The sequence below is a fragment of the Tersicoccus sp. Bi-70 genome, assembly GCF_001968825.1.
GTDB lineage: Bacteria > Actinomycetota > Actinomycetes > Actinomycetales > Micrococcaceae > Tersicoccus.
This window is the reverse complement of record NZ_MIEU01000011.1, coordinates 302034-318940: the sequence shown is the minus strand read 5'-3', so window position 1 is coordinate 318940 and position 16907 is coordinate 302034. Positions and strand designations below refer to the sequence as shown.

At 71.3% G+C, this 16907-nt stretch carries 18 protein-coding genes; 11 read left to right on the top strand and 7 right to left on the bottom strand.

Annotated elements, in window-relative coordinates; translation table 11 throughout:
- Positions 1–69: 69 nt before the first annotated feature.
- On the bottom strand, positions 70–948 hold the full coding sequence (locus BGP79_RS08050) for a helix-turn-helix transcriptional regulator (protein ID WP_076694402.1): 879 nt from the start codon (positions 946–948) through the stop codon (positions 70–72).
- A gap of 131 nt (positions 949–1079) precedes the next feature.
- Between BGP79_RS08050 and BGP79_RS08045 the strand changes: the two genes are divergently transcribed.
- A complete protein-coding gene (locus tag BGP79_RS08045) occupies positions 1080–2099 on the top strand; it encodes a zinc-dependent alcohol dehydrogenase family protein (RefSeq protein ID WP_076694400.1) in 1020 nt (339 codons plus the stop codon).
- A gap of 77 nt (positions 2100–2176) precedes the next feature.
- On the opposite strand, the gene BGP79_RS08040 is transcribed toward BGP79_RS08045, so the two are convergent.
- On the bottom strand, positions 2177–3703 hold the full coding sequence (locus BGP79_RS08040) for a SulP family inorganic anion transporter (protein WP_076694788.1): 1527 nt from the start codon (positions 3701–3703) through the stop codon (positions 2177–2179).
- Positions 3704–3921: 218 nt separating this feature from the next.
- On the opposite strand from BGP79_RS08040, the gene BGP79_RS08035 reads away from it, so the two are divergent.
- The gene (locus BGP79_RS08035; RefSeq protein ID WP_076694398.1) at positions 3922–4290 is read left to right on the top strand and encodes a MerR family transcriptional regulator; all 369 of its coding nucleotides are present in this window, start codon (positions 3922–3924) and stop codon (positions 4288–4290) included.
- Positions 4291–4343: 53 nt separating this feature from the next.
- Here the strand turns inward: BGP79_RS08035 and BGP79_RS08030 are convergent, their stop codons facing one another.
- Positions 4344–4700, bottom strand: coding sequence for a DsrE family protein (locus tag BGP79_RS08030; protein WP_076694396.1), 357 nt, complete (start codon positions 4698–4700; stop codon positions 4344–4346).
- Between the two features lie 49 nt (positions 4701–4749).
- Entirely contained in the window at positions 4750–5007 is a 258-nt protein-coding gene (locus tag BGP79_RS08025; protein WP_076694395.1) for a metal-sensitive transcriptional regulator, read from the bottom strand.
- A gap of 132 nt (positions 5008–5139) precedes the next feature.
- On the opposite strand from BGP79_RS08025, the gene BGP79_RS08020 reads away from it, so the two are divergent.
- The 7 genes from BGP79_RS08020 (at position 5140) to BGP79_RS07990 (ending at position 10905) form a co-directional block, all read left to right on the top strand.
- Entirely contained in the window at positions 5140–5727 is a 588-nt protein-coding gene (locus tag BGP79_RS08020; RefSeq protein ID WP_076694393.1) for a rhodanese-like domain-containing protein, read from the top strand.
- Between the two features lie 38 nt (positions 5728–5765).
- Positions 5766–6062, top strand: a complete 297-nt coding sequence (locus BGP79_RS08015; protein ID WP_076694391.1) for a rhodanese-like domain-containing protein — start codon at positions 5766–5768, stop codon at positions 6060–6062.
- 40 nt (positions 6063–6102) lie between these two features.
- Positions 6103–6963, top strand: coding sequence for a sulfite exporter TauE/SafE family protein (locus BGP79_RS08010; protein ID WP_076694389.1), 861 nt, complete (start codon positions 6103–6105; stop codon positions 6961–6963).
- A 47-nt stretch (positions 6964–7010) separates the two neighbouring features.
- Entirely contained in the window at positions 7011–7388 is a 378-nt protein-coding gene (gene trxA, locus BGP79_RS08005; protein WP_076694387.1) for a thioredoxin, read from the top strand.
- A 79-nt stretch (positions 7389–7467) separates the two neighbouring features.
- A complete protein-coding gene (locus tag BGP79_RS08000; RefSeq protein WP_076694385.1) occupies positions 7468–8820 on the top strand; it encodes a rhodanese-like domain-containing protein in 1353 nt (450 codons plus the stop codon).
- A 214-nt stretch (positions 8821–9034) separates the two neighbouring features.
- A complete protein-coding gene (locus tag BGP79_RS07995; protein WP_143588344.1) occupies positions 9035–10147 on the top strand; it encodes a HoxN/HupN/NixA family nickel/cobalt transporter in 1113 nt (370 codons plus the stop codon).
- Positions 10148–10287: 140 nt separating this feature from the next.
- A complete protein-coding gene (locus BGP79_RS07990) occupies positions 10288–10905 on the top strand; it encodes a rhodanese-like domain-containing protein (RefSeq protein ID WP_076694383.1) in 618 nt (205 codons plus the stop codon).
- Positions 10906–11221: 316 nt separating this feature from the next.
- Here the strand turns inward: BGP79_RS07990 and BGP79_RS07985 are convergent, their stop codons facing one another.
- From BGP79_RS07985 to BGP79_RS07975, 3 genes are all read right to left on the bottom strand, one after another.
- Positions 11222–12388: an amidohydrolase gene (locus tag BGP79_RS07985; protein ID WP_076694382.1), complete on the bottom strand. Its 1167-nt coding sequence runs from the start codon at positions 12386–12388 to the stop codon at positions 11222–11224.
- Between the two features lie 96 nt (positions 12389–12484).
- Entirely contained in the window at positions 12485–13378 is an 894-nt protein-coding gene (locus tag BGP79_RS07980) for a zeta toxin family protein (protein ID WP_076694379.1), read from the bottom strand.
- Positions 13379–13711, bottom strand: coding sequence for an Lrp/AsnC family transcriptional regulator (locus BGP79_RS07975; protein WP_083701695.1), 333 nt, complete (start codon positions 13709–13711; stop codon positions 13379–13381).
- Positions 13712–13930: 219 nt separating this feature from the next.
- On the opposite strand from BGP79_RS07975, the gene purB reads away from it, so the two are divergent.
- Both purB and BGP79_RS07965 read left to right on the top strand, forming a co-directional pair.
- Positions 13931–15355 (top strand): adenylosuccinate lyase, encoded by a 1425-nt coding sequence (gene purB, locus BGP79_RS07970; RefSeq protein ID WP_076694375.1) that lies wholly within the window; start codon positions 13931–13933, stop codon positions 15353–15355.
- 200 nt (positions 15356–15555) lie between these two features.
- Positions 15556–16905: a nuclease-related domain-containing protein gene (locus BGP79_RS07965; protein ID WP_198928447.1), complete on the top strand. Its 1350-nt coding sequence runs from the start codon at positions 15556–15558 to the stop codon at positions 16903–16905.
- Positions 16906–16907: the final 2 nt, after the last annotated feature.

Here is a 16907-nt window from a genome sequence, read left to right as displayed (position 1 = left end):
GCTCCCCTGTACGGGGGAGCCGCCCGTTCTCCTTCCGAGGTCGAACGGTGCGCCACGGGGGCGCGTTCGTCAGGCGCTGGGGGTGGCCTCCGCCGCCCGGGTCGCCTGCCAGCTGGCCAGCAGCCGCAGCCGCTCCGCGGAGGGTGAGCCCGGCTCGGCCGTGTAGATGAGCAGCACGAGACCGGGCTCGGCGGTCAGCGCGAGCTCCTCGTAGGTGAGCGTCAGGTCCCCGACCACCGGGTGGTGGAATCGCTTGAGGCCGGAGCCGTGGGTGCGCACGTCGTGGGCGCCCCAGAGCCGCCGGAACGTCTCGCTGCGGGTGGAGAGCTCACCGACGAGGTCCTGCAGCTCCTTGTCGTGCGGGTCGCGTCCCGCCTCGGCGCGCATCACGCCGACGCACATCTGCGCGAACAGGTCCCAGTCGGGGTAGAAGTCCTCCGCGGCCGGGTCGAGGAACTGGAAGCGCGCCAGGTTCGGGGTGCGCCCGCCGTCGCCGATCACCGGCGAGTAGAACGCCCGGCCGAGCGCGTTGGTGGCGAGCAGATTCTGCCGCGGGTCGCGGACGAAGGCGACGCCCTCGGTGATGGCGTCCAGCGCCCACTGCAGCCCGATCCGCGCCGCGGGCGGCGGGGTGGCCCGCCTCCGTGGCCGCCCGCTGGTGGGGATCCCGTCCGCCGCCCGGGCGAGGTCGAACAGGTGGGCACGCTCGGTCTCGTCCAGCCGCAGGGCGCCGGCGACGGCGTCGAGCACCGACGCGGAGGCCCCGGCGATCGCCCCGCGCTCCAGCTTGGCGTAGTACTCGACGCTGACGCCGGCGAGCGTGGCCACCTCCGTGCGGCGCAGGCCCGGCACCCGCCGGTTGCGCCCCGCCGGCAGCCCGGCGTCCTCCGGGGACAGCTTCGCCCGGCGCGACATGAGGAATTCCCGCACCTCGGCCCGATGATCCATGCGTTCCAGCCTAGGGAGTCCCGCGCGCCCGTGGGGTGCCCTCCCGGTACACCCCTCGACAGGGACTCCCCCACCCGCGTGAGGCACGATGGAATGGGAACCGAATCATTCCGACACCAAGGAGAACATTCATGCGCGGAGTCATCATGCACGCGCCCGGCGACGTCCGGGTCGAGGAACGCGAGAACCCGGTCATCGTCGAGCCCACCGACGCGATCATCAAGCTGGCCGCCAGCTGCATCTGCGGCTCGGACCTGTGGCCCTACCGCGGCGCGGACGACGTCGACGGGGCCCCGATGGGCCACGAGTACGTCGGCGTCGTGACCGAGATCGGCGACGCCGTGACCACCGTCAAGCCCGGCGACTTCGTGGTCGGCTCGTTCATGGCCTCGGACAACACCTGCGAGATCTGCCGGGCCGGGTACCAGTCCCGGTGCGTGCACGTCGTCCCGATGGGCGGCGTCGGCACCCAGGCCGAGTACGCCCGCATCCCCCTGGCCGACGGCACGCTCGTCGCCACCCCGGGCCAGCCCGACGAGGACCTGATCCCGTCGCTGCTCGCCGCCTCGGACGTGCTCGGCACCGGCTGGTTCGCGGCCGTCGCCGCCGAGGCCGGCCCGGGCAAGACGGTCGCCGTGGTCGGCGACGGCGCGGTGGGCCTGCTCGGCGTGCTCGCGGCGAAGCAGCTGGGCGCGGAGCGGATCATCGCGATGAGCCGCCACGCCGACCGGCAGGAGCTGGCCCGGAAGTTCGGCGCCACCGACATCGTCGAGGAGCGCGGTGACGACGGCGTCGCGAAGGTCAAGGAGCTGACCGACGGCCTCGGCGCGCACTCGGTGATCGAGGCGGTCGGCACCCAGGAGTCGATGATGCAGGCGGTCCGGTCGACGCGCCACGGCGGCCACGTCGGATTCGTCGGCGTCTCGCACGACGTCGAGCTGCCCGGCCAGGAGCTGTTCCGCTCGATGGTCCACCTGCACGGCGGTCCCGCCCCCGTCCGGCAGTACCTGCCCGAACTGATCCAGCTCATCTGGGACCGGAAGATCGACCCGGGCGCCGTGTTCGACCTGACGCTGCCCCTGGACCAGGCGCCCGAGGGCTACAAGGCGATGGACGAGCGGCGCGCCACGAAGGTGCTGCTCACCGTCTGAGTTCCACCCCGTTCACGAGGAAGGCCCCCGGCAGCTGCCGGGGGCCTTCCTCGTGTTCTCAAGCGGAGTCATCCGCGTCAGTGGCTCGCGTCGAGAGCGCCACTGACGCGGTCGCGGAACCGGCTGCTGACCGCATTCAGTCCCACCACGCGCACCTGGACGCCGCGCTGGGCGTACTTGTCGGTGATGGAATCCACGGCCGCGACGGTGGAGGCGTCCCACAGGTGGGAGTCGGAGAAGTCGATCTCCACCCGGTGCGGATCCTCGGCGTACCGGAACGACGTGTACAGGTCGTTGGACGAGGCGAAGAACAGCTCGCCGTGCACGCTGTAGACGGCGGTCTGCTCGCCGTCGCGCTGCTCCACGACCCGATCCACGGTCACCAGGTGCGCCACCCGGCGAGCGAACGCGACCATCGCCACGACCACGCCCACCATGACGCCGAGCGCCAGGTTGTGCGAGGCCACCGTCACCACCACGGTCGCAAGCATCACCAGGGTCTCGGCCACCGGCATCCGCCGGAGCGTGCGGGGGCGGACGGAGTGCCAGTCGAACGTCGCCCAGGACACGAAGATCATCACGGCCACCAGTGCGGCCATGGGGATCCGTCCGACGACGTCGCCGAGGCCCACCACGAGGATCAGCAGGAACACCCCGGCGGCGAAGGTGGACAGGCGTGTGCGGGCGCCGGAGGCACGGACGTTGATCATCGTCTGGCCGATCATGGCGCAGCCGCCCATGCCGCCGAAGAAGCCGGTGACGACGTTGGCGACGCCCTGCGCCCACGACTCGCGGGTCTTGTTCGAGCGGGTGTCGGTGATGTCGTCCACGAGCTTGGCCGTCATCAGCGATTCCAGCAGTCCGACGAGCGCCATCGTCAGCGAGAACGGCGCGATGATCCGGAGGGTCTCGACGGTGAAGGGGACCTGCGGGACGAGGAACGCGGGCAGGGAATCGGGGAGCTGGCCCTTGTCGCCCACGGACGGGACCGCCACGCCGAGCACCAGCACGACGGCGGTGACGACGACGATGGCCACCAGCGGCGCCGGGACCGCGGTGGTCAGTCGGGGCAGCAGGAAGACGATCACCAGTCCGAGGGCGGTGAGCGGGTACACCGCCCAGGGCACGCCGATGAGCTCCGGGACCTGCGAGAGGAAGATCAGGATGGCCAGGGCGTTGACGAAGCCCACCATCACGGAGCGGGGCACGAAGCGCATCAGCCGGGCGACCCCCACCAGCCCCAGCATGACCTGCATCAGGCCCGCGAGGATGACGGCGGCGATGAGGTAGTCCACCCCGTGCGAGGCCATCAACGGCGCCACGACCAGGGCGACGGCGCCGGTGGCGGCGGAGATCATGGCGGGACGCCCACCGAGGACGGCGGTCGTGACCGCCATGGTGAAGGCGGCGAACAGGCCGACCCGCGGATCGACCCCGGCGATGACGGAGAAGGCGATGGCCTCCGGGATCAGGGCGAGGGCCACGACGAGCCCGGCGAGGAGCTCGGTGCGCAGCAGTCGAGGGCTCCGCAGCGCGACGCGCAGGGAACCCCGCTGCTCGGGCGTGAGGGCGGTGGTGCCGAAGCGGGCCGGGCGGGAGGACATGGGCGACTCCGAGGGGAATGAGCGGTGCTGAGCGGGGCGCGCGGTGCCGGTGAGCCCGGTGTCGACGCTGCCGGTGACGAGCGCGCACGAGGGATCGGAAACCTTGACCACGCGTGAAGGTTCATCTCAACCCTAACCATTGGTTAAGGTTGATGCGCAACCATCACGGCCCACGGTGACCGACGTCACGGGCCTGCGACGCGGACGGAGGGGCGACGATGCACATCGGTGAGATGGCCGAGCGGTCAGGGTTGTCCTCGCGCACGCTGCGCCACTACGAGGCGATCGGCCTGCTGCCGCCGTCCGGTCGCACCGAGGGGGGCTTCCGCGTCTACACCGACGAGGATCTGCGTCGGCTCATGACGATCCGGCGGATGAAGGCGCTCGACTACTCGACCGCGGAGATGGGGCGGCTCCTGGACCTGCTCGACGTGGTCGAGGGCGACGGAGCCGACGAGGACCGGGCGCGCGCTCGCGCCGAGCTCGACGCGCTGCAGCAGGACGCCCGCGACCGGCGCGCCAAGCTGGCCCGCCAGGTGGAGCGGGCCGATGAGTTCCTCGACATCCTGGACCGCCGCCTGACGTAGTCCGGACCTGCGCCGCCCGTCGACCGTGCGGTGCGCCCGCTGGTGGTGCCGGCTCAGAGGCGCACGTACGCCCAGCCGTCCCACTGCCGACGGGCGAGGTGTCCCACCGCGGCAGGAACGGTCTCGACGCCGTCGCGCAGCCGTGCGGCATCCAGGTCGGCCGAGCGCATGCTGTTCTCGCAGGCCAGCACGGTGATGCCGGCATCGTCGTCGAGGGGGGCGAGCGACGCCGCGGGCTCGCTGTCCGCGAGCAGGCCCCGGACCGCCCCGCCCTGGACGACGAGCTCGATGACGGCGTCGTCTCGTAGGTCCCGCCGGGCGTTCAGCGCCACGCGGACACCCGCGGTCACGGCCGCCGGGTCGCCGCCGAACACGTGCAGCAGCAGTCCTGCCGGTCGGTTCGCGGTCATACGCACTCCTCGTTCCCGGTCGCAGCGATCGTCCTCGCCTGCCCGCTGCTCAGGCGAGGGAGAGGAACAGCTTCTCGAGGTCCTTGGTGTCGAGCGACTCGTCGGGGTTGCTCAGGCACTGCTGCAGGCCGCTCGCGATGATCGCGAAGCCGGCCCGGTCCAGCGCCTTGGAGACCGCGGAGAGCTGCGTGACGACGTCCTTGCAGTCCTGCCCCTCCTGGAGCATGCGCACGACGCCGGCCAGCTGCCCCTGGGCGCGCTTCAGGCGGTTGATGACGGGGGTCAGTTCCTCGGTGTCGAGCTGCACGGGTGCCTCCTGTGGCGTGTCCGAGTTGCGGAAGAGTTCTCCATCGTATACCCCGGGGGGTGTCTTACATACCCCTGGGGGTATCTGTCATGCTGGTGTCACACCCCATCGAGAACCCGTCGAGAGGACCTCATGACGACCCCCACCATCACCACCGTCGAGCCCACCACCGTGCGCGGGTGGATCGATCGACACGACGACCTCCTGATCCTCGACGTGCGGTCCGCCGCCGAGTTCGAGACCCTGCACATCAGCGGCTCCTACAACGTGCCGCTGCCGCTGCTCGCCGAGCACACCGCCGAGCTGGCCTCCCGCCTCGGCGAGCGCGTCGTGCTCGTCTGCCAGTCCGGCGTCCGCGCCGAGCAGGCCCGCGTGAAGCTCGCCGGCGCCGGCATCGACACGGCGTACGTGCTCACCGGTGGCGCGCCGGGCTACGCGGCGGCCGGCGGCGACGTCGTCCGTGGCGCCGGCACCTGGGCCATGGAGCGCCAGGTGCGGATGGCCGCCGGCTCGCTCGTGCTCGCCAGCATCCTCGGCGGGCGCTTCGTCTCGCCGAAGCTGCGCGCCGTCGCCGGCGTGATCGGTGGCGGCCTCGCGTTCTCCGCCGCCTCGAACACCTGCGCCATGGGGCAGGCGCTGGCGAAGATGCCCTGGAACCGCACCGCCGAGGAGCCGACCGCCGCGTCCGCGATCGGTCAGCTGCCCCGCCCCACCGCCTGAGTCACCCCCACCCCCTGACACGTCGAGGAGACGACACCATGTCCGAGATCACCGTGGCCGACGCCGATCGGCGTCGTTCGAACGAGCAGGTCCTCGACGTCCGCGAGGACGTCGAGGTGCGCGCCGGCATGATCCCCGGCGCCCTGCACATCCCGATGGGCACCCTGGGCGACCGGCTGGGCGAACTGGACCGCACCCGGCCCGTGATCGTGGTCTGCCGCAGCGGCAATCGCAGCGCTCACGTCGCGGATGCCCTGAACCAGGCCGGCTTCGCGGCCGACACGATGGCCGGCGGCATGGTCGCCTGGCAGCGCGCCGGCCTGCCCACCGCCTGAGCCACCCGCCCACGCACCCGACCTGCGAAGGACGCCACCGATGACCCTCACCCTCACGCTCCTCTTCTCCGTGCTGATCGGGCTCCTGCTCGGTCTGCTCGGCGGGGGCGGATCCATCCTCACCATCCCGGTGCTGACGTGGGTCGCCGGTTTCGCTCCTGCGCAGGCGATCACCGCCTCGCTCGTGGTGGTCGGCACGACCTCCGCGGTCAGTGTCATCGCCCACGCCCGGGCCGGCCGGGTCGCCTGGCGCACCGGCCTGATCTTCGGTGCCGCCGGCGTGCTCGGCGCCTTCGGTGGCGGGCTGATCGGCCGGCTCATCCCGGGCACCGTGCTGATGATCCTCTTCGCCCTGATGATGCTCGTGACGTCGATCGCGATGATCCGAGGGCGCCGCGGGTCAGGCAACGCGGCGGATCCGGTGCGGCGGCGCGTGCCGCTCGTCCTCGCAGTCGGGCTCGGCGTCGGCATGCTCACCGGGCTGGTGGGTGCGGGTGGCGGCTTCATGATCGTGCCGGCGCTGACCCTGCTGGCCGGGCTGTCGATGCCGCAGGCCGTCGGCACGTCCCTGCTCGTCATCACCGTCAACTCCGCGGCCGGGCTGGCCGGTCACCTGACCTCCAGCACGGCCCTGAACTGGCCGCTGGTGGGCGCGGTGACGCTCGTGGCGATCGCCGGCAGCCTCGTCGGTGCCCGCCTGGTCGACCGGATCCCGGCGCCCGCGCTCCGCCGCTGGTTCGGCGTCTTCGTCCTCGCCATGGGCGTCATCGTCCTGGCGCAGAACCTGCCCGGTGCCACCGGCATCGCCGTCGGCGGTGTGGCCGCGGCCCTCGCTCTCGGCGCGGTGGCCTGCTGGTTCACCGTTCCCCGGTGCCCGCTGCGGCGCACCGCCACCGCCTGATTCCCTCCCTCCCCCCTCGTCCCCTCTCCCCCGAAGGAGTTCCCACCATGGCCGTCATCGACATCACCGAACAGCAGTTCGCCGACACCATCGAGACCAACGACGTCGTCCTCGTGGACTTCTGGGCCTCCTGGTGCGGCCCGTGCCGTCAGTTCGCCCCGACCTACGCGGCCGCCGCCGAGAAGCACACCGACGTGGTCTTCACGAAGGTCGACACGGAGGCCGAGCAGCGTCTCTCCGCCGCCGCCGGCATCAGCTCGATCCCGACCCTGATGGCCTTCCGCGACGGCATCCCCGTCTTCTCCCAGCCCGGCGCGCTGCCCGCCGCCGGCCTCGAGAAGGTCATCAGCGCGGTCAAGGACCTCGACATGGACGACGTCCGGGCCCGCATGGCCGAGCAGCAGGCCGCCGCCACCGCGTCCTGACCCGCGCCGCTCCACCTCTGCGCTCCACCCACACCCACTGACACACCACCGACCCGAGAACCACCCCAGGAGGATCACCATGGACGTCATCGTCATCGACACCCCCCAGCTCGGCGACCGCAGCTACCTCGTGCACGACGGCACCACCGCGCTCGTCATCGACGCCCAGCGCGACATCGACCGCGTCGAGCAGGCCGCCGAGGCCGCCGGCGTCACCGTCACCCACGTGGCCGAGACCCACATCCACAACGACTACGTGACCGGTGGCCTGATCTACGCGACGAAGCACGGCGCGGCCTACCTGGTCAACGCCGCCGACGACGTCTCGTTCGACCGGACGCCGATCAGCGACGGCGAGACCGTGCAGGTCGGCGAGCTGACCGTCAAGGCCGTCGCGACCCCCGGCCACACGCACCACCACCTCTCGTTCGTCGTCTCGCACGGGCAGGACGAGGCCGTGTTCTCCGGCGGCGGTGTGCTCTACGGGTCGGTCGGCCGCACCGATCTGCTCGGCCACGAGCACACCGAGGGCCTGACCCACGACCAGTACGCGTCCGCCCGGCGCCTGGCGAAGGAGGCGACGGCCCAGGCCGCGCTGTACCCGACGCACGGCTTCGGCTCGTTCTGCTCCTCCGGCCCCGCGACCGGCGCCTCCGAGTCCACCCTGGGCGAGCAGTTCGCCGCCAACCACGTCTACACCGACGCCGACGAGGCGCACTTCGTCCGCGAGCTGATCGCCAACCTCACGGCATACCCGAGCTACTACGTGCACATGGGCCCGGCCAACAGCGCCGGCCCCGTCGAGGCGGACCTGAGCGTGCCCGAGTCCCTGACCACGGACGAGCTCACCGCCCGGCTGGAGCGCGGCGAGTGGGTCGTCGACCTGCGCCAGCGCGTGGCCTACGCCGCGGACCACCTGGCCGGCACGATCAGCTTCGAGTACGGCAACGGCGGCAGCTTCACCACGTTCCTCGGCTGGATCTTCCCGTACGAGCAGCAGCTGACCCTCGTCGGCTCCCAGGACGACGTCGAGAACGCGATCCGCGACCTGTCCCGGATCGGGATCGACTCCCCCGACGCTGCCGTCGGCGAGGACCCGCGGCAGCTCGCCCCGGGCACGCCCGTGCTCTCCTACGACCGGGTCGACTGGGCCGGCCTGCTCCGGGACCGCCCCGCCGACGAGCCGATCCTGGACGTGCGACGCACCGAGGAGTTCGCCGCGTCGCACCTCGACGGTGCGGTCAACATCCCGCTGCACGAGCTGGTCTCCCGGATGGACGAGGTGCCCGCCGGTCGCGTGTGGGTCCACTGCGGCTCCGGGTACCGCGCCGGGGTGGCCTCCTCGCTGCTCGAGCGCGCCGGCCGCACCCCGGTGCACGTCGACGGCTCCTTCGGTGACGCCGCGGGCGCCGGCCTGCCGATGGCGGCCTGAGCCGAGTCTCTCGCCGACCGCGGCCCGGTTTCCGCCGGACCGCGGTCGGTGGACCAGTCGGCCGGCCAGGTCTCCCCCGCCTGGCCGTCCCGCGGGACATGTCCCCAGCGTGTCCCGCATTCCCGGCCGGGGCGAGTCCGTCTCGACTCGCCCCGGCCCCCTGACGTCCCGTTCTCCTCGTTCTCCCCACCCCGGAAGGGCTACCGTGACATCCGTGAGCTTCGAGACGCCAGCGCGCTCCGCAGCACCCGTGCCGCCGTCGCTGCCCGGGTCCGGCCCGCTCCGCGCCATGGTCGCGACCGTGGTCGGTCTGCACCTGCTCGGCGTCGGGGCCCTCGTCCTCTGGCTGCTGCCCGCGCAGGCGGCCGCCGGTGGCAACACCGGCGTGCTGCTGGGTCTAGCGCTGAGCGCCTGGGCCCTCGGCGTCCGGCACGCGTTCGACGCCGACCACATCGCGGCCATCGACAACGCGACGCGTCGCCTGCTCGCCCGCGGCCGACCGAGCTCCACGACCGGCTTCTGGTTCGCCCTCGGCCACTCCTCGGTGGTGCTGCTGGCCGTCCTCGGACTCTCCCTCGGTGTCGCGTCGCTGACCGGTGGCCTGGCCGACGAGCACTCACCCCTGCGCGAGGGCGCCGGCATCTGGGGAGCCAGCGTCTCGGGCCTGTTCCTCCTGACCGCCGGGCTGCTCAACGTGCCGACACTGCGCGGCCTGCTCCGGCTCCGCCGGACCGCCGGGACCCGCAGGTTCCGGGCCGGCACCGATGGTGCGGCGGTGGACCAGGCCGCCCTGGCCGCCCACCTGGACCGGCGCGGCGTCCTGCACCGGCTGCTCCGCCCGGCCGCACGCTGGGTGAACCGCCCGGCCGCGATGTACCCCGTCGGCTTCCTGTTCGGCCTCGGCCTGGACACCGCCGCCTCGATCGGCCTCTTCGTCCTGGCCGGCGCGCTGGCCCCCGGACTGCCCTGGTACGCCGCCCTCGTGCTGCCGGTGCTCTTCACCGCGGGCATGACGGCGTTCGACAGCGCGGACGGCCTGCTGATGAGCCGCGTGTACCGGGACGCCGCCGCCGACGCGCGGCGCACCCTCGACCTCAACCTGGCGATCACCGCCGTCTCGGTCGGCGTCGCGTTCCTCGTGGGCGGGGCGAACCTGCTCGGCGTGCTCAACGAGGTCCTCACGCCGCTGACGGGGGTGCCGTCGTCCCTCGGGCTCCTGGCGGACCTCGACCTGAACGTCCTCGGCGTGCTGCTGGCGGCCTTCTCCGCGCTGGTGTGGGCCGCCATCCTCTTTTCCCGGCGGCTGCGGCCGGGTCTCTCCCGGTAGGCCGGCGCCGCCCGTCGTCGCCCGTCGCCCGTTGTGCTGCGGGTCCGCGTGGCTCCGTGTGACGTGCGCCTTCGGACGGGCGGGGTCCCGGCGTCATGCTGGATCCCAGCCCACCGTCCGTCGACTCCGGGAGGACCCCCGTGACCGTCACCGCCACTGCCTCTGCCTCTGCCACTGACACTGCCCCCACCACGATCGACCCCGCGCTGCTGCAGGAGTGGACCGGGGATCACGACGACGTCGTCCTCGTCGACGTCCGGTCGGCCGCCGAGTTCGAGGCCGTCCACATCGACGGCTCGTACAACGTGCCGCTGCCCCTGCTCACCGCTCACACGGGCGACGTGGCGTCCCGGCTCGGCGATCGGGTCGTGCTGGTCTGCCAGTCCGGTGCACGCGCGGAGCAGGCGCGGCAGAAGCTGGCCGCCGCCGGCCACGACGGTGCACGCGTGCTCACCGGTGGCGTCCCGGCCTTCGCCTCGGCCGGCGGTGCCGTCGTCCGCGGGGCCGGCGCGTGGGCGATGGAGCGTCAGGTGAGGATGGTCGCGGGCTCGCTGGTGCTCGTCGGCCTCGTCGGCGGCCGCTTCGTCTCGCCGAAGCTGCGTGCCGTGGCCGGCGTCATCGGCGGCGGCCTGACCTTCTCCGCCGCCACCAACACGTGCGCGATGGCTCGCGCCCTCGCGGTCCTGCCGTGGAACCGCGCGACCGAGGAGCCCACCGCCGCGACCGCGATCGGTCGGCTGCCGCGGGCCACCGTCTGACCCGCCGATCGGGACGCACGGGGCCACACGGTGCCTCGTTCTGCCGGCCTGTTCAGCGAATGCCCAGATCAGCAGGGCATGATGGAGGAAAGCCGAGGTCGGGACGTCCGTCCGCCGAACAGGTGACAACCACCCGATCCGCGCTTCGCTTCGGTCGATCCGGCTCCGTGCGCCGTCATGAGACGCGGCACACGCCCGTGGCACCATCGCCGAATCCGGCCGGTTGTGTCCCCAGCGCAACCGGCGCCGCCGGGACGGGTCACGCACCCGTCCCGGCCTTCTTCTTCCGGCCGTGCAGCCGAGCCGGCAGCGCCCCTCAGGCGGCCGGCGCCTCGTACCGGTAGACCGACTCCCCGCCGATCCACACCTGCTCCGCGCGGGAGTAGAGGTCCAGCGGGTCGCCGGACCACAGCACCAGGTCGGCGTCCTTCCCCGGCGTCAGGGAGCCGAGCCGTTCGTCCACGCCGAGCACTCGCGCCGGGTTGATCGTGATCGCTCGCAGCGCCGTCTCGCGGTCCAGCCCCTCCTTGACCGCCAGCGACGCCTGGTGGACGAGGAAGTGGATCGGCACGACCGGGTGGTCGGTGATGATGGAGATCTCGACGCCGGCCTTCGCGAGCAGCCCCGGGTTGCGCAGGGAGCGGTTCCGCAGCTCCACCTTCGAGCGCGACGTCATCAGCGGGCCGATCAGCACGGGAACGTTCCGCTCGGCCAGCAGGTCCGCCACGAGGTGCGCCTCGGTGCCGTGGTCGATGACGAGCCGGTAGCCGAACTCGTCCGCGATCCGCACGGCGGTCGCGATGTCGTCCGCCCGGTGGCAGTGCTGCCGCCACGGGATCTCCCGGTCGAGCACCTGGGCGAGCGCGTCCAGTTTCAGGTCCCGGCCCGCGAAGGCGTCCCCGGCCGCGTCCCGCGTCGCCCGGTAGTTGGTGGCCTCGACGAAGGCCTGCCGGATGACGGCGGCGACGCCGAGGCGCGTGCTCGGCATCTTCTTCTGGTCGCCCCAGACGCGCTTCGGGTTCTCGCCGAGCGCGGACTTCAGCCCGGCCGGCGACTTGAGCACCATGGCGTCCACGGTGGGTCCGGCGGTGTGGATGGCGGCGGACAGGCCGCCGATCGGGTTGGCGGAGCCGGGGTTGACGTTGACGGTGGTGACGCCGCCGGTGAGCGCGTCGCTGAAGCCGAGGTCGGCCGGGTTGATGCCGTCGATCGCGCGGACGTGGGCGGTGACCGGCTCGGTCTTCTCGTTGGTGTCGTCACCGGCCCAGCCCTCGGCCTCCTCGTGCACGCCCAGGTGCACGTGGGCGTCGACGAAGCCGGGGAGCAGCCATTTCCCGGCGGCGTCGACGGTCTGCGCACCGTCGGGGATCTCGATGTCCGGGCCGAGCGCGGTGATGGTGCCGTCGGTGACGACGACGGTGCCGTCGAAGGGATCGCCGTCGACGGGGACGACGTGGGCGTGGGTGAATGCGGTGATCGACATGAGTCCACCGTAGATCGCCCCACGTCGGAGCGGCAGTGTCCGGGGACATCGTCATGCCCCGGGGCGTAGTCGCCGTGACCTCTGCCGCACGTAGCGTCAGTCTTCTGAAGGCCGGTCGTTCAATGCACAGGGGATCGATGTGAGGTAGTTCCCCACCGACCTCCGGTAGACATCGGGTTCGCCCACGCCCACCGAGACCAAGAGCTCGATTGAGTCGAACGCTTCCGCAGCGTCGGAGTTGAAGAAACGGACGGCGTTCTCGTTACATCTCGAGAAACTCGTGTCTTGGCCATAGAGGGTCTCGATCGCTGAGCGTGGAGTGAAACGTCCGCCGCGAGGATCGCCGCCTTCGGCGGCGGCCTGTCGGCCTCGAGCCCACCGTTGATAGGCCCGATACACGGCGACTTCGCTGGACACTTCCACGTCGATGATGCGGACGTCACTGTAATCGTGGAGAGCCAGTAGTCGAAGCTTCTCGGCAACAGTTCCGGCCCACGACATCGTCCCCGAGATCACGACGTTCTCGCCCGCTTCAACGGATCGCTCTGCCATCCGGTCCGCCAATATGGCGCTCTCTACGTGAACGAGAGTCGACAACTCGTTCAGTCGCACAGGGAATCCGTCGGCAAGGATCGTGTCAAGTGCAGGGGAAAACCGCCCGTCGGCCCAGCAGTCTTCGAGAAGTCGGACTTTGATATCGTCGGCATCAATAATCCGCCAACCGTCGAGTTCAAGGTTCCCAGTTTCGATTGCCGTCGACTTGCCTGCACCGGGCGGCCCCGCGGTGAGGAGGACCGAACGCCCTTCCCGCGCAACGTCGGCCTCGCTCGACTCGAACAGTTCGTCAAGTAGGCGTCTTTGATAGCGCAATCGGTCTGATTTGAGGGGGATGTCGTAAGACTGCGTGGAGAGGGTGGAGACCCAGGTTCCACTGACATCCAGATGGGACTCGAGTTGGTGCGCGACCTTCCCCAGGATCGCGTTGTCCATCTATCGTCGACCGCCCGGAAGTCCGTGAAGGAGCTCGTCGTAGTCCTCGACGAGGAGCAGATCGCGATGGACGGCATCGACGACGTCCTCCCACGAGCCTCGTGCCGACGGACTCAGCGGGTTTTTCGGCTCCGCGGGAGTGCTGAAGGTGAACGGCCATACCTTGAGTTCGTCCATCATCTCGGAGTGGTTGATCAGCTCTGCATGGAAGTCAAGAATGACCTCGCGCGGCGTCCGGTCGAGCAGCTCCGGGAAGTGGTCAACCTTGCGCAGCATACGGTGAACCTCGGGCTGCGAAACACCGAGCTTGCGGGCGATCTCGACCTGGGTCATCCCGTCCTCGCGAGCCTTGTTACAAGCTCGAAGAGCGTTCAGCCGGTTGAGTTCTCGCTGAGCGTGAACTCGGGCAAGTTCTTCCTGGACGGTCAACACCAGCAGGCTCCTGTCTATACAAGATGTATAGACAGGAGCGTACTGCTCGACGGCCCAGGCCGGAAGACGCGCTCACTCCAGGCCCACCAGCCCTGATACACCGCATGGGAGAATGGGGCCATGCCCTCCGCCGCGGACTCGACCCTGCCCTCCGGCCGCCGCTCGCTGGCCGCCACCGACATCGCGCTCGGCCCGCTCGACGGCCGCTACCGCATGGACGCCGCCCCACTGGTGGACCACCTCTCGGAGGCGGCGCTGAACCGGAACCGGATCCACGTCGAGGTCGAGTGGTTCCTGCACCTGACGGAGCAGTCGGTGCTGCCGGGGCTGTCGCCGGTCAGCGCCGAGCAGCGTGACGGCCTGCGTGCGATCGTCACCGGCTTCGGTCCCGAGGAGATCGCCGAACTGGCGGCGATCGAGCGGGAGACCGTGCACGACGTCAAGGCCGTCGAGTACTTCATCGGCCGCCGGCTCCCGGCGCTGGGCCTGGAGGCCCTGACGCCGCTGGTCCACTTCGCGTGCACCAGCGAGGACATCAACAACCTCGCCTACGCCCTCGGCATCCGGGACGCCGTCCGCGAGGTGTGGACGCCCACCGCGCAGCGCGTCGTCGACCAGATCCGTGAGCTGGGCGAGGCCCACGCCGAGACGCCGATGCTCTCCCGCACGCACGGGCAGCCGGCGACGCCGACCACCCTCGGCAAGGAGCTCGCGGTGTTCACGCACCGGCTGGGCCGGCAGCTCGGCCGGATCGGCGGCCAGGACTACCTGGGCAAGATCAACGGCGCCACCGGCACGTTCGCCGCCCACGTGGCGGCCGCACCCGCCGTCGACTGGCTCGAGGTGTCCCGGACCTTCGTCGAAGGCCTCGGGCTGACCTGGAACCCGCTGACGACGCAGATCGAGTCGCACGACTGGCAGGCGGAGCTGTACGCCGACGTCGCCCGCTTCAACCGCATCCTGCACAACTTCTGCACCGACGTGTGGAGCTACATCTCCATCGGCTACTTCAAGCAGATCCCGGTGGCCGGCGCGACCGGGTCCTCGACCATGCCGCACAAGGTCAACCCCATTCGGTTCGAGAACGCCGAGGCGAACCTCGAGATCTCGAACGGGCTGCTCGACACCCTCGCCGCCACGCTCGTCACCTCGCGCTGGCAGCGGGACCTGACGGACTCGTCGTCGCAGCGCAACGTCGGGGTGGCGCTCGGCCACGGGCTGCTCGCGCTGAACAACGTCGCCAAGGGGCTGCGCCAGCTCGACGTCGCCGGGCCCGTCCTGGCCGAGGATCTCGACCACAACTGGGAGGTGCTCGGCGAGGCGATCCAGACGGTGATGCGGGCCGAGGCCCTTGCCGGAAGGCCGGGCATGGACAACCCCTACGAGCGGCTCAAGGAGCTCACGCGCGGGCACCGGGTGGACGAGGCGCGGCTGCGGGAGTTCGTCGGTGAGCTCGGCCTGTCCGACGGCGCCGAGGGCCGGCTGCAGCGGCTGACGCCGGGGTCGTACATCGGCATCGCGGCGAAGCTCGCGCGGCGGGCGTAGGGCGGCTCGCGCCGGCCACGCCGAGTGGACCGATAACGCACCCATGCCCCGCGTATGGCGACGTCAACCGTCCACTCGACGCGTCGGCCGGTCCCCTGAGCCACCTGCCGTTACGCCGGCGGCCGACCGGCCGACAGTCTCGAGAGGGCGGATGACGAGCCGTCCCCGACAGTGAGGCGACAGGGGGACGGATGCAGCCGGTGGCGACACCGTCGATCGACGCGGAGGTGCTGGCGGCGACGGGCGTGGATGCGCGGCCGGCCTGGCTCGACGCCATCACCGCGCCCGTGCACCCGCCGGCGGCGGTCATGGCCCGGACGGCCGTCGTCCGCAGGCAGGCGCTGTTCCTCATCGTCACCGGCCTCATCTGGCTCGGCGGCCTGGCGCTCGTCGCTCTGACCCGCCCGTTCGACCGTGTCGGGCTGCCGCCGCTCACCGGACTGCTCACGGGACTGCCGGACGTCTACTCCCTGGCCCGGATGTACACCCGCGCCGACCTGCCGTCGTTCTCCGGCACGGCCACGCTCGTCGCGCTGGCCCTGACCATCGCCGCCGTCATCCGCACGTTCCCGACGGAACGCTTCGAGGCGCTCACCCGCCGGATCGGGCACGTTGCCGTCGTCGTGGTCGCGCTCGGTTCGCTGTTGCCCTGGTATCTCACCGGATGCAACGGGTGGTGGAGCGCCTACCTGCTCGTCATGGCTCTGGTGATCCCGAAGGCTGCGGTGGCCCGACTCGACCCGAAGTACCGCCGCAACCAGACGCTCGGCAGCTACCTGCCCGACCTCAACCACTGCGAGCCGCCGGCCCGGGTGTTCGGCAGCGCCGGCGCCGTCGCCGACTCGGTCGACCGGTTCGGTGAAGCGCGCGTGTCCCGCGGAGTCGCGGGCGAGCGGTACACCGCGGAGCTGCTGAAGTTCTTCGCGACGATCCCCGGCGTCGCGGTGTTCCACAGCCTGCGCTTCCCCGGATCACGCCACGCGGACATCGACCACGCCGTCCTCTTCGGCACCAACCTGCTGCTGATCGACTCGAAGATGTACCGCCCCGGCGACTACACGCTCAACGAGTGGTCCCAGATCCGCGACACCGTCTCCGGGCGACTCATCGACAACCACATGAAGGCAGCCGTCGACAAGATAGCCCAGCGGTTCCCGCACCTGTTCGTCACGGCCATGATCGTGATCCACGGTGAGGGCGTGACGACGAGCGGCACGTCGTCCGACCACCGCCTGAGCATCGAGACGCCGCGCAGCTTCGTGGACTGGGGCGCGTGGGTCACCGTGCACAGCCAGAAGAACTACCAGCCCGGTCTCGCCCGGCAGCTGGCCGCCCAGCTGAAGGGCTGGCAGGGCGAGGGCGCCGGTGTCGAGCCCCCGAGGCCGGCCCCGAGAGCTCGACGGGCCGGATCGCGGAACGTCGCCACCCGTGCGCCCTTCACCCCCTCCGGTGTCGGGACGCCCGCGGCCGGGTCCGCGCGCGGGCGACGGCGCCACCCACCGCGCACGCCGGGCCCCCGGGACTGGAGCCCGCCGCGTCGCGGACGCTGAGC